This window comes from Burkholderia sp. Leaf177 (assembly GCF_001424345.1).
Classification (GTDB): Bacteria; Pseudomonadota; Gammaproteobacteria; order Burkholderiales; family Burkholderiaceae; genus Caballeronia.
Genome location: NZ_LMPF01000022.1, coordinates 48,418 through 61,265 on the forward strand (window position 1 = coordinate 48,418; position 12,848 = coordinate 61,265).

At 57.1% G+C, this 12,848-nt stretch carries 5 protein-coding genes and 2 pseudogenes; 3 read left to right on the top strand and 4 right to left on the bottom strand.

Going from position 1 to position 12,848, the window contains the following annotated elements; genetic code table 11:
- Positions 1-737: 737 nt before the first annotated feature.
- From ASG35_RS19140 to ASG35_RS32190, 4 genes and pseudogenes are all read right to left on the bottom strand, one after another.
- On the bottom strand, positions 738-2,459 hold the full coding sequence (locus ASG35_RS19140; protein WP_235527614.1) for a porin: 1,722 nt from the start codon (positions 2,457-2,459) through the stop codon (positions 738-740).
- Positions 2,460-3,291: 832 nt separating this feature from the next.
- Positions 3,292-4,977: a hypothetical protein gene (locus ASG35_RS19145; protein WP_056361091.1), complete on the bottom strand. Its 1,686-nt coding sequence runs from the start codon at positions 4,975-4,977 to the stop codon at positions 3,292-3,294.
- A 107-nt stretch (positions 4,978-5,084) separates the two neighbouring features.
- Positions 5,085-5,703 (bottom strand): annotated as a pseudogene (locus tag ASG35_RS32185) (alkaline phosphatase family protein); the annotation flags it as partial.
- Position 5,704: 1 nt separating this feature from the next.
- Positions 5,705-6,818, bottom strand: a pseudogene (locus ASG35_RS32190) (alkaline phosphatase family protein); the annotation flags it as partial.
- 354 nt (positions 6,819-7,172) lie between these two features.
- On the opposite strand from ASG35_RS32190, the gene ASG35_RS19155 reads away from it, so the two are divergent.
- From ASG35_RS19155 to ASG35_RS19165, 3 genes are read left to right on the top strand one after another with little or no spacing between them, the layout of a single operon-like run.
- Entirely contained in the window at positions 7,173-8,624 is a 1,452-nt protein-coding gene (locus ASG35_RS19155) for a TolC family protein (protein ID WP_235527616.1), read from the top strand.
- Between the two features lie 8 nt (positions 8,625-8,632).
- A complete protein-coding gene (locus ASG35_RS19160; protein WP_056361100.1) occupies positions 8,633-9,700 on the top strand; it encodes an efflux RND transporter periplasmic adaptor subunit in 1,068 nt (355 codons plus the stop codon).
- A complete protein-coding gene (locus ASG35_RS19165; protein WP_056361103.1) occupies positions 9,697-12,747 on the top strand; it encodes an efflux RND transporter permease subunit in 3,051 nt (1,016 codons plus the stop codon). Before ASG35_RS19160 ends, ASG35_RS19165 begins: the two co-directional genes overlap by 4 nt.
- Positions 12,748-12,848: the final 101 nt, after the last annotated feature.

Here is a 12,848-nt window from a genome sequence, read left to right on the forward strand (position 1 = left end):
GTCCTTCGCACATGGAATATTAGATTTTCGATCCATCAAGTTGTAATGCCACGCCATGCACCTGCGTAGGTGCTCGGTGACTGCGTTTGCCGAAACTGTATGTTGACATGAGGTGACAGCAAGTAAGTTGCCCAGCGATCGGATGACAACCTAGGATTCCGGGCCATTTGCGCTGCCGCGCGAATCAGTGGATTGCAACGGTTTGACGGGAATCGAGATGACCTGCACGCTGCTGCCTGCAACCAGATGGATCCTGTGTGCGTTGTGCTGCCTTCCAACGTTCGATATCGTCGAGTTTGCGCTCGTTTGACATGTACTTCCCAATTGCGTGGTAAATAGCGCCCCCCTGCACGAGCCGCGACCAGTCAGCGTGCTTAACCCAATACACGGGTTCGAGCCACGTGATTACAAAACCTCACTTTCTGCGAACAAGACTCACCATTACTTTCACTCCATTCAGGTGTCTCTCTGCCTTTGCGAAGTAGCTTTCGAAGCCGTTAATCGCATGGGGCCAACTACTCATCGTCTACGTCATGAAGGTCCTGTACGCAAAACTCCGCGTGTTGAACCACAAGTCCGGCAATTCGATTAACAGGGAACAATACATACGCCGCGAAGTGATGAAACGAAAATGCTGCGATCGGTCCTGTCGCATTGGCCGCTATCATCAAGCTCAAGACAACAATATGACGTAATGCAATGGGAAAACGCCCAATAAAGCGTTTTCGCTTGCAAATTTAGAACTTATAGTCGAGCCCAACCGAAACGCCCATCACCCGTCCGCCCGCATAACAAAAAGGTGCGCCGTTCGCGATGGAGCTGCCATCATGACAATCAGTCGCCACGGTCCGTCCGCCCGCTCCGAGATCGTAATGCGCTGCGGACTGATTGATCGTTACGGCGTAGTCTGCATAGACGGTCGTGTGTTTATCGACGGCATGCTTGTATAGCGCGGTCAGCATGTTGGCTCCGTTGCTAGGGTTGGCGACGCCAATGGCATTCGGGTCAGCCGGTGCCGTATTGTGCTGACCAGGATCCCCCGGCGTACGGTTGGCGTGCGCCCAGCCGACACTAACATTGTCCTTTGGAGTAAATTCCTGCGTGACGGCGAGCCAGAACCCGTTTCGGCTACGCTCGTTCTGAATCTGCAAATACGCAGGCACGTTTCGGCGCAACACTTCGTAGATTGCACTTAGCGTGGTTTTTGTAGGTAATACATACTGCGCACCGAATTTAAGGGCCCATTCGTTGCCAATATCGTTGGGGTCAGTACCATCGGGTGATGCCTTCGCTGCCGCGCTGTTAAGCACATCGCTCGAACGATTAACCCCCTCATGGAGCTCGTAGGCAGTCGTAAAGTACAGCGGACCGTTCGTATATGCAATGTTTGCGCTATACGCATTGCCGTAACTGCCGTCGTTACAGGCTATCGGATTGCCTCCACTGCCTGGAACATTGCCGCCCGTACAATTCGATTCTCCCGACGCCTGCACCGAGTTCTCGTATCCGCGATTCTGACCCGGGGAAAACAGTGCATTAAAACTCCAGCCGTGGAACGTTGGCGACTCGAACCAGAGCGCATGATCGAGGCGAGTTCCGAACTCCACACGATTGTCACCACCGGTGTTCCCCATGATCGCCGAGTAATCACCCAGTGTTCCGTAGAAAGGGTTCATGCGTTGAGTGGAGTTCTTATATGGTGCATCGGTCTTGCCGATCTTGAGCGCGCCCCACGATGTCGACGCCACTCCGATATAACTGTTGCGAGACGTCAAAGCACCCTTGACACTTGAGTCCTGCGCCGAGTTTGAGTTGCTGGTACCCGATGTCGCGGAAATATCGAGTTGAGTTTCAAGCTGGTAAATGAACGCTAAATCTTTGCTCGCCCCAAAAGGCAGCTTGCCCCGCAAACCTACGTACGAGATATTCGATGATATATCGGGTTGCCAGCTAAGATGTCCTGCGGGAAAGACGCGATCTCCCCCAGGCGTTGTGTATTCGCTTTTGATGCCCTTCGTTACGTAGTCAACCGAGAGATCGAGATTCCCGTAGAACTCAATGTTGCCGAGCGCTGCTAGCAACGATCTCAGACGCGGTGGCATGCTAGCGCCCCACGACGAGGACCCATCGTCCGACGATGTTTGCGCGTTTGCTGCCGCGCCCGCGCCAGTGGCTGAGCTGATGCTTTCCTTGGTGATACCTGGTCCCGTGGCAGCGAGTGCATGCGCAGGTGCAGCCTGCGCAGGCGGTGAGGCGGGTGTCTGCAATTGCTGTGCGGATAGCTCGTCCAGCTTCCGGGAAAGCGCCTCCATTTGTCGCTTTAATAGCTGTATTTGCTGGGCTTGAGATTCGGATGGCAGCGCCTGCGCCATAGCATGCTCAGGTAATAACCAGCCGCTTGTACCGAGCAGAACCAATGGCACAGCCGCGAGCTTTAGCTTTATTTTAAAACTTCTCATAACAACGTCTCCGATTAATAGTTGTACTTATTAATGATAAAAGTTCTTATAGAAACGATCGGTTTTGAAATAGCCCGGCTGCGCAGGTCTAGACTCAGCAAAAGCTGAGACGCATAGGGGCAATTTTTAAAATCTCCTACTAGGTGAATATAGCGAACCAACTCTGCCAATTACAATGCACACATGATCGCCCTGCTTGACAACAACTATGCAAGCGCAAATGTGCTATTTGGAACTTATTTAGGATAATAAAATATTCTTATAGTAACCATTTGTTATGGAACTCACGCATTGAAAAGGCAGGGCAGACGTGCGCAGGTCCACAGAATTATTCGACCAGACGTCATGTGATTGAAATTGATATGAATGGCTACGCTAAGTCTTGATTGTCATATAACTTATATACTGCGTCTAGGTAGTCTGGATCTAGTCTTTTATTAGGAACCCTGATGTTTTAGCTTTTCTTTCCTCCTACGCAGTGGTGCGAACGCCAGCGATCCGACGTCGATGCGTCGACACGTACGTTGTAGCGCGTAACGGGGACGCAATTCTGATTAACGACAGACAACTCGAATAGCCCGTCTATTAGCACGTGCTAATTTTTTACGACATATCGGATGCCACACGCCGCGCTTGGGCCATACCTCCGATAGTCTGTTCGAAAAGCTTGAATGGGTTCAAGCCTCTTGCATATGCGACGTGTGCCGCGAAACGTTCAAGCTCCTGCAAAATCGAGCGCTTCGCGCATAACATTAATGCGTGGGGAAATTTGAGCTCACGGTTATCGGGCAGGGAAGTGGCGTCTCAATCTACTCGCCTGCCCGAACCGCTTTTAGTTGCGGCCGTGATTGTTGTCGTGGTCGTAAGTTTCGAGCTCCGTACCTGGCGTGAACGACACGCCACGCAGCACTTCCCCAAAACCGGCCGATCGCAACGTCACAAAGCGCGAATGCTTCGCCGCGGTTTTATCTTTCAGTGCGTCTTGCACGGCAACGAGGCGGTTCGGATCGGCACCCGTATCACCATTGCCGCTGACCGTGGAAGTGGTCGCCCACACCGTGACAATGCCATTGTGGTCTACGTGACCCATAATATTGCGCAGCCCGTCAGTCGCAGGCGTCCAGGGTAGTCCGGTCGCGGAATTGCTGCCCATCGGGTAACCGTGCACTGAGTACGGCTCTCCGAGTGCAAGGCCATCGGCCAGCGTATAAGCCATATTCCACGTGCGGCTCCCCGGATTAAATACCCATTTCTGCAAGCCCGCGCTCTTCTGGGCTGCGGCATGCGTGAAAAGGTCGGCGCCGCCGGTGTAACCGTCGCCTTCATCCGCCACATAAAGCGTATTGGCATCGGCGAACCACAATCCGAAGGGGAACGTGGTAGCCGGTGTCACCTTGTTCGAAGTGGAAGGAAATCCCGCGAGAATGCACATGTTCGATGGCAGGCCGCTGCTCTGCAACGTCGCCGCATCGAAAGCCAGCTGCGCGTCCGGCAGCTTCGCGTGCAGCGCGGGCACGCCTGTGCCGTTCGGACATGCGTTGCCGGTCGTATCAACGAAATACACGGTGTTGACGCCGTTGCTGCCGCTTCCTTTCGTCATGTAGACGACATTGTTGAACACGGTGAGACCACGAAAGTTATCGTCCTTGCCGATCTTGTCCGCCGGCACGCCAAGCTTGGTTACCGAGAAGCTAGCAAGCGGCGTGGGCGCGGCAGGAGTCTGGCGCGCCTCAGGCACGTTGGACTGGACGATAAACTGCGCACCCGCACCCAAAACCACGCCCGTGGGCTGCGGATTGCTGCCGTTGCCCGCGTTGCCGGTGGTAAAGAAAAAGCGCTTGTTATTTTGTTCGATCAGCACAGCAGAGCGACCGTTGTTGCCGCTATATGCATTCGTCTCGGTGAAGCTAAAATGTCCTTCGCTATCCACGGTTGCAACCGCACGATAAAACGCTTGGCCGTCAGGATTGGTCGGATCGGCCGCACCCGGCGTATTAGAGTTGGATACGTCGATTTGATTAATCGGTGCGACATAACCCATGAAGGTCAACGTCTTGCCATCGGGCGTGAGGTGCAGCGCGATCTCTGATTTCGAGCTGAAGCTTGTTGCGAGGTGATCGCCCTTTGCGAACGGTTCTGTTGTGTAAGGAACAGCCAAACTGCTGATCGGCAAACCCCCGGCCGTCAATTGGTCCAAAAATATCTTCGACGAAATGCCGAAGCTCGGATCGTAGAGGACATTGTTCCAGACATACGGGTAGGTACCGTCGTTCGTAGCGCCGCTTGGGCCGCTGCATCCCGCGGTGGTCTGTTGGCAACCGGGCGGAAGCACCGTGCCCGGTATCACAGTTGCCGACTGGTTAGTATAGACGCTCCGGCTCACTACCAGATTACCTGGAATGAATCCGCGCGCATGCTCATCGGCGAATGCGTTGGAAGCAGCGCTAGCGATAATCGAGACGGCAAAGAGAAACTGGACGGGCCTGCGAAGGACCGGCCAGTCGAATTGACGGGACATGGAAACACCTCTTTGATGTACTGAGCAGTACGAGTGGGGAAATAGCGAGTACCTCACAGTCCGCGAGTGGAATGCAACTGCGAGGTACTTATCGATTAGCGATCCGGTTAGCGATCGATATCAAAGCCCGGCAGCACGCGCGTACCTTCGCGCGCTACCGATTGCAGCAAGTCCGGATCAATACCAAGCGACTGCAGGATCGTCGGAGCGACCTGAGTGGTGGTGACGGGCAACGTGACCGTACTTGCGTGGCGCAACCCGGCGTAGGACACGACAAGGCCGAGATGACCGTCGTCGGGTGCGTTGCCGCCGTGCTCTTCATCCTTGGTTTTGCTAGATGTATAGATCACACCAGGATTCGGTTGCACGATAATGTCCGGCGTGCGGCCGCGCGCCGGATCGCCGAATGCGTTTTCCATGCGCTCACCCGAGACGATGTAGGCTTGCGGTCCGTCGGCGCAGATGCCGGGCGCGTTGCAGCTCAGGTTTGCGCGCAGTGTCTTGACGGCGGCGGCAGTCTGACGCTGATCGCGCAACCAGATGAGACTGACGTCGTCGCTTTGCACGAATCCGGTTCCGGAAAGGCCGCTGCCGTCGTTGAGGTTTCCTGTCTTGGTGGCATTCTGGCCGAAGTTGCCGTTGGCATCGATGAAATTGTTGGCCTCAAGCAGCGCGGTAACGGTGTCGCCGTTTTTTACGAGCTTCGTGTGATCGGTTGGTGACTGGNAGTTGCCGTTGGCATCGATGAAATTGTTGGCCTCAAGCAGCGCGGTAACGGTGTCGCCGTTTTTTACGAGCTTCGTGTGATCGGTTGGTGACTGGCCGTGTTTCGCAGTCACTATGATCATGGTCGACGAATACAGGTTTCGCTGCTTGAGCTCGTTGACAACGCGCCCGAGCGAGTCGTCAACGTATCCGATCGCGGCCGCAACCTGCGGGCCCGGCGTGAAGCTCGCGTCGAGATAACCGCCACCGGTCGCAACCGTCGCTTTCTGGGCGACGCTCAAAGTCTGAAAATTGGTGCCGAACAGCGTCGGGACTTTTTCGCGGGTTGTCCCCGTTGAATCCCTGCCGTCGATTTGATTGATCAACGCCGTCACATGAAAGTCGTCAAACTTTTCTGTGTGCGAATAAATATCGGTGTAGTTAGTTTTTGTTGCCGGATCGATGGAATTGATTTCGGTCCGAGCAAGATCATCCACGCCCAATCCCGACGGACCATTGAGCCAGTCGTAACCCCATGCATGTTTATCCGCCCATGCTGTCCGTGCGTCGCGTTTATGTTCCTTGATGACTTCGAATACGGTGTTCGTCTTGATGTAATCGTGCGGATAAACCGGCGTGCACACGCCCTTGACCATCGCGTGTGGGATTGCTTGCGGATTGAACGCTCCGCCTCCATCCAGATGAACCAGAGCGCCGCCATTTTCTCCGTCTATACCCGTGGTTTCGTCGAAGACCACATTCCATCCTTGCTTGCCCGAGCAGGTCGGATCGCCTGGCGCGTAGAGCGTGCGATCGTAGGACACGTCATAAAATAGCCCGGCAGTCTTGGGCGAGCCGCCCGTTACGAGAGCGGCCAAGCCTGGGAATGAATCGGACAATCCCGGCGTATGCGCGTTCGTATAAGTCACGCCCGACTTGGCGAGGAGAGCCAGGTTCGGACAAGTGTTCGCGCCCACGCAACGCGCGACATCCTGCTCATGCATTCCATCCACGCTGATCAATAAAACGCGTTTGGGAGAATCGTTGTCGCGAGCGTTTGCATTCATGCTTGCCACTGCCATGAGCATGGTGGCGAGAAGGGTTCGTGTGCTGGACTTTCTTGCGGCGCGTTTCATGGATCGTCTCCTTGAATGTGATATTCGGGTTGGATGAACCCTCGAATAATTCTTACCGGAACTTTCACCGGCCGCGCCAAGGTAACAGTCACTCATGAAGGATTGGTTACATATTCCCTCGTATTCCTAATGTTTACGTTTAGGTTTTTCGTCGACGAATAAAACGAGTTTATTTGTAATCCAATGAAAGCCGTGGCTAAGTTGAAATGCTAGGCGCTTGGAGTAAGCAACTCGGCACTCATGTTGTCGTCCTCAACCAGTAGAGAACGCATCAAGCTTCTTCTTTTAAGGCACGCATTGTCCAAACTTTTAAGTTAAGCGTTCCTTAAGCACGCGATTCGTAGACTCGGTCCGTTGACTCGTCGACGCGCCGTCGCGCCGTCACGGCCCGTTGTTCTTCTGTATCCAGATCTAACTTGGCAATCTATTTTCATGTTTGTGCTTCGATTGTTGTGCCTGTGCGGATCTGCCGTGGTCGTGGCGTCATTCGCGGCTTGTACGTGGTATCACGCGGATCCTCTAAAACCTGTCAACACCTCGACTAGTCAAGACAACGTCGAGCGGATCCGTATTGATCCCGCCAGTATGCCGCTCCCGGAGCTTGCTACGCATACCTTCGATCCATCTGACGGTCTTGACATCGGCGAAGTCGCAATGCTTGCAGTCGCCAACAACCCCGATCTGAAGCTTGCACGCGACGACTTGGGAATTGTCCGAGCGCAAGCATTCGCGGCAGGCTTGCTGCCCGACCCGCAACTGGCTGTTTCCAGCGATTATCCGGGCGCGGCAGGTGCAACACGCGCATTCAACTATGGGCTGAGCATGGATGTGCTTGCAATCCTCACGCGCAGCGCCAACAAGCAGTCCGCCGATGCCACCGTGGCGAAGACGGATCTTGGCCTGCTATGGCAAGAGTGGCAGGTCGTGGCGCAAGCACGCCAATTATTTGTCAAAGCACGTTTTGCACAGAGCACGCTGCCCCTTCTCCGGCAGCAACGCGACCTGTCCCGCATGCGTTATGAACGCATGGCTGCCGCACAGCGCGAAGCAAACCTGACCGAGGACACGCTGACGGCAGCGCTTACCTCTTACTCCGATGCAAGAAAAATTTTTACGGACGCTGAACGTGCAGCCGAACAGATCCACCACGACCTGAACGCGCTGCTGGGGTTGTCGCAGACGGTGCATCTGCACCTCGTGGGAGACTATAACGACACCACCCTCACCGTCTCGACCCTCGACGAGGCGCTGGAGGCTTTGCCACAACGCCGGCCCGACCTGCTCGCGCTGCGCGCGGGCTACGACGCGCAGGAACAAAAGTACCGCGCGGCAATCATGAGCCAGTTTCCGACGCTAACGGTCGGCTTCAACCGGGCGCGCGACACCTCGAACATCTACACAACCGGCTTCCAGATCAACCTGAGCCTGCCCATCTTCAATCGCAATCGCGGCAATGTGGCGATCGAGCAAAGCACCCGGCAACGGATGAAGGACGAATATCAGGTGCGCCTTAACCAGGCGTTCGCAGACGCGGACCACCTCCGCGCCGATGGCGAGATCCTTTCCCGCCAGCTCGCAGAGGCCGAAGCTGCATTGCCGGATGTCGAGCACATAGCGCGTAACGCAAGCGCGGCCTTCGCCGAACACAACTTAGCGCTCAGCGCTTACACCGACGCGCAAGCCGCTGCCATAACGAAGCAAGTCGATATCGCCACATTGCGCGAATCCCTGACCGAGCAGCGCATTGGCCTCCAGGCGCTGCTGGGCGGCGCCATTCCCGACGCATTCTCAAACGATCATTCGTGAGCGCTCTCATGCAGACAATTTCTTTCGCCATCCGGCGGGCTCTGATTTGCGCGCTCGGCGTGTCACTCGGTGCGCACGCTGATGACGTTACCGTACAGGTGCAGACCGTCCCGGTGCAGCGAGGCCCGATTGCCCAGCCAGTTCGCGGCTACGGCGTCGTTGCCGCCACGACAGCGAATCTAACGTCAGTCAGCGTTTCTTACGTCGCGCGGATCGTGCAGCTTCGCGTCCAGGCAGGAGAAAAAGTGACGCGCGGCGATCCGCTTTTCGTGGTGCAGGCCGATCCTGCTGCCACACTTGCGGCCACGCAGGCGAAAAGCGCCGCGACACTCGCCCAGGGTGAACTCGCGCGCACGCAAGCGTTGTACGACCAATCGCTTGCCACCACCTCGCAACTGGCCATTGCAAGAAAAGCACTAGACGACGCCCGGCAAGCGCTCGCCGCGCAGATGGGCACGGGCATTGGCAATGGCAATGCGACCGTGAAGTCACCGGTGGACGGTGTTGTCATCCAGGTCACCGCCGGGCAAGGCGAGCAGGTTGCAGCGGGCGCGCCCGTTTTGCAACTGGCGGCATCGAATAGCCGGGACGCAATGCGTTCGAACGTCACACTCGGCGTAGAGCCATCCGGCGCCACGTGGGTCCGTGCCGGCGACGCCGTGACGCTGCATCCCCTGTCAGCTTCCCTCGCGGACACCGCCGTGACCGGCCGCGTGGTGCTGGTTGGCGCGGCCATCGATACCCAGACGCAGTTGCTCGATATCGGCGCGGCCGTGCCGGTCAACGGTACGCCGCTGATCCCGGGAACGAAGGTTTCCGCCGATATCGCGACCCGCACGGGCGTCCACTGGATCGTTCCGCGCGCTGCCGTGCTGAAGGACGACAAACACACGTACGTCTACCAACTCGCGAGAAACAACAAGGCGCACCGGATCAACGTCGCGACGGTGATTGAAAACGGCGATCGATACGGCGTTGACGGCGCACTCGACGCCACAATGCCGCTCGTTGTGAGCGGCAATTATGAGTTGAAGGACGGCATGAACGTCCACATTGCCGGGGGCGCCGCCCAATGACGTTTGGCTCCTGGATGCAAGCTCACAGGCGTTCGCTGCTGTTCGTGATCGCCCTCGTGGCTATTGCGGGCACGTTGACGGGGTTGCAGTTGCCCACCTCGCTCTTTCCCAACGTTGCGTTTCCGCGCGCGGTGGTTTCACTCGATGCCGGCGACCGTCCCGCCGAACAGATGACCACGCTAGTCACCACGCCAGTAGAAGAAGCATTGCGACGCGTGCCCAACGTGCGCGATGTCACATCGAAAACGAGTCGCGGCGCAGCCGAAATCTCAATCAACTTCGACTGGGGGACGGATATGGCCCAGGCAACCCTGCAGGCGCAATCGGCGATCAGTGAAATCCTTGCGACGCTGCCCCCGGGCACCTCGATGCAGGTTCGCAGGATGGACCCAACCGTGTTCCCGGTGCTGGCATACAGCCTGACCTCGCCCCAGCAGTCGCTGACCGTGTTGCACGACCTGGCGCAATTCCAGATGCGTCCGATGTTGTCGTCGATTGAGGGCGTCGCGCGCGTGGAAGTCACAGGTGGTGCGCAAGACGAACTCGAAGTCGCCATCGATCCGGCGCGGCTGGCAGTCTACAAGTTATCCGCGGCGGACGTCGCCCGGGCGATAGGCGCGAGCAACGTGCTGATGGCGACCGGCCGTATCGAGGACCACGACAAGCTATATCTCGTCATTGCAACCTCGACCGTCGCAAGTGTGGACGCGTTGCGCAATGTGGTCGTGTCGAGCCCCGGCGCCAGCCAGATCCGTCTCGGTGAGATTGCATCCGTCACGCAGGGCACGTTGCCGCAATGGTTGCGCGTGACCGCGGACGGCCATGATGCAGTTCTGCTAAACATCTATCAGCAGCCCGGGGCGAACAGCGTTGCGATGGCCGCCGCAGTCCGCGCCCGTCTTCGGTCATTTCGGCAACAGATGCCGTCCGGTGTCAAGCTGGCAAACTGGTACGACCAGAGTGAACTCGTAGTGGCCTCGGCAACCAGCGTGCGCGATGCAATCCTGATCGGCGTGGTGCTGGCAGCGCTCACGCTGTTCGCCTCCCTGCGCAACTGGAAGATCACGGTCATCGCGGTGGCCCTCGTACCGGTCGTGATGGCGTCGACCATCCTGTTGCTCGACGTTTTCGGCATGGGCTTCAACATCATGACGCTCGGTGGAATGGCGGCGGCGGTTGGGCTCGTGATCGACGACGCGATTGTGATGATCGAGCATATCGTGCGGCGGATGCGCGAAGGCGGCGGACGGCCGTTCCAGGGCCGCGTGATGGCCGCCGCGACGGAGTTCACGCGCCCGCTCGCCGGATCGTCGTCGGCTACGCTGATCATTTTTGTTCCGCTCGCGTTTTTGTCGGGCGTAACCGGAGCATTTTTCAAGGCGCTCTCGGTCACCATGGCAAGCGCCCTGTTCATTTCTTTCCTCGTCACTTGGCTTGCCGTGCCGATACTATGCGATCACTGGCTCACGGCAAAAGACGCGGAAGAACATCGCGAAACCCTTTTTTCACGGTGGATAAAGCTGCGATACGACAAGCTCGTGAAACGCGTGACGACGCGCCCTTTGTTTGTTCTCGCCGGATTGATCCCGCTTGTGGTTGTGGCTGCATTGGCCTTTACGCGGGTCGGCAGCGGTTTTATGCCGTCCATGGATGAAGGCGGATTCGTGCTGGACTATCACACTGAACCCGGAACCTCGATCACCGAGTCGGACCGGCTGATAAAACAGGTCGAGACAATCATCAGCGCGAACCCCAACGTTGCAACTTACTCGCGACGGACCGGCGCCGGGCTTGGCGGCGACCTGCAGGAACCCAACAAGGGCGATTTCTTCGTAAAGCTGAAGCCGGGCAAGCGGGAGCCTATTGATACGGTCATGGAAGAGATTCGTACGTCCATCGAATCACACGTTCCCGGCGTTTCGTTTGAACTGGCGCAACTCATGGACGACCTGATCGGCGATCTCACCGCCGTGCCTCAGCCAGTGCAGATCAAGATCTTTTCCGATGACCAGACTACGCTTGACGCCACGGCCAGGAAGGTCTCCACGGCCATCGGCAAAGTACAGGGGATCGTGGACGTCAACGACGGCATCAATCCGGCTGGGGACGCGCTGGAATTGCATATCCTGCCCGAAGCTGCGGCCGCCGAGGGCATGGACATCCAGAGCATTGCGCAGGCTGTGTCGGACATGGTGGAAGGAAACCTGGCAACGCAATACCAGGTTGGACCGAAGACCATTGGTATCCGCGTGCGCGTGGCGGGTGCTCTGCACATGACCGATACCGCGCTCGGCCAGCTACAGATCCGTGCGCCCGATGGTCATCTCTTCGCGCTGTCGCGCGTGGCCAAGCAAGTGGTGGTCACAGGTCAGCCCGAGATCAGCCGCGACAACCTCAAGCGCATGGTCGCGGTGACGGCTCGTATCGATGGACGTGATCTGGGCTCGACCGTCGCCGACGTGCAAAAGCTGCTCGATGGCAAACAACTATTGCCCGCTGGCGTGTATTACGAACTGGGCGGGCTTTATCAGCAGCAACAGACCGCGTTCAAGGGTCTGATGACCGTGTTCAGCGCTGCCGTGGCGCTGGTGTTCGCCCTGCTTCTATTTCTCTACGAGCGTTTCGTGATTGCGCTCTGCGTGCTCGCCATGCCTCTGCTTGCGGCGGGCGCGGTGTTCATCGGCTTGTGGCTGACAGGCATCGATTTGAATATCTCGGCCATGATGGGGATGACGATGATCATCGGCATCGTGACCGAGGTTGCGATTTTTTATGTCTCGGAGCTGCAGGGATTACTCAAGGAAGGTATGTCCCTGAGTTACGCCATCGTGACGGCAGGCGGAAACCGTTTGCGCCCGATCGCCATGACAACGATCGCAGCAATCCTTGCGCTGCTGCCGCTTGCGTTTGCACTCGGCCAGGGCTCGGCCATGCAACAGCCGCTCGCGATTGCGATCATCTCGGGGCTGATCATCCAGATGCCGCTTGTGCTGTTGCTGCTACCGGCGTTGCTGAAGCTGTTTTTAAAAGAGAAGACTGCCTTCTGAGTTGAATCCGCAATATCAAACGGACTGTTCAAAACTCGAAGAAGCCGAGTCGTTCAGCCGCAGGATTCACCGACACTCGGTTTGGAAATAAGACCGTGGGC